Origin of the sequence: Neisseria sp. HMSC70E02 (genome assembly GCF_001838645.1) — a bacterium.
Lineage (GTDB): Bacteria > Pseudomonadota > Gammaproteobacteria > Burkholderiales > Neisseriaceae > Neisseria > Neisseria macacae.
Genome location: NZ_KV838110.1, coordinates 115,138 through 116,006 on the forward strand (window position 1 = coordinate 115,138; position 869 = coordinate 116,006).

Genomic DNA, 869 nt, shown 5'->3' on the forward strand with positions numbered 1-869 from the left:
CCCTCTCCCGCCGGACGGGAGAGGGGGCAGGCTGCACGTCTCGGCATAAATTTCTGTCCGACTACCGTCATTCCCGCCCCCGCCTACGCGAGGACAGGCTACGACATGAATCTACCTTTAAATCTCGGCAACTGTTTTTCAAACATCTGTTTCTTAGAATTTCCGATGGATTCCCGCCTGCGCGGGAATGACGGCGGCGGGATATTTGGTATGGTCTGTTCGTAAGAAGAGGTCGTCTGAAAAGAGAATTTCGGTTTCAGACGACCTCGTTTATTCAACCAACGCAAGCTTGGAATAACTCAAGTAGCGTGGGCTTTGCCCACGAATGAATAAAAATACAGCTATCCTTCGAATTAACATACGGCAAGTTTCGCGGGCAAAGCCCACGCTACTCGTTGCTGCAACGGCAACTTGTTCCTTCCCCCGCCTGGCGGGGGAAGGTTAGGATGGGGGTGGCTTCGTGGCTTTAGGCAAAATCAAATTGGTGCAGCCCGTAAAGCCAACCCTCTCCCCACCCCTCTTCCGCCGGACGGGAGAGGGGGCAGGCTGTACGTCGTTGTATCAATTTCTGCCTGACTACCGTCATTCCCGCGTAGGCGGGAATCCACTTTTAAATCTCGGCAACTGTTTTTCAAACATCTGTTTTTTAGAATTTCCGATGGATTCCCGCCTACGCGGGAATGACGGCGATGGGGTGTTTGGCGTGGTCTTATTATGAGGAAAGGTCGTCTGAAACCAAGTTTTCGGTTTCAGACGACCTCTTGCCGTATCAGCAACCTTATTCCTTCCCCCTTCTGGCGGGGGAAGGTTAGGATGGGGGTGGCTCCGCAGCTTGGGGAAAAATCAAATTCGTGCAGCCCATAGAGCCA

The 869-nt window shown here is 52.7% G+C and carries 1 protein-coding gene; it reads left to right on the top strand.

The genetic code is table 11. From position 1 onward, the window contains the following. The coding region (locus HMPREF3277_RS15385) for a hypothetical protein (protein WP_094113519.1) at positions 1–225 on the top strand (225 nt) is incomplete at its 5' end. Between the last annotated feature and the right edge of the window lie 644 nt (positions 226–869).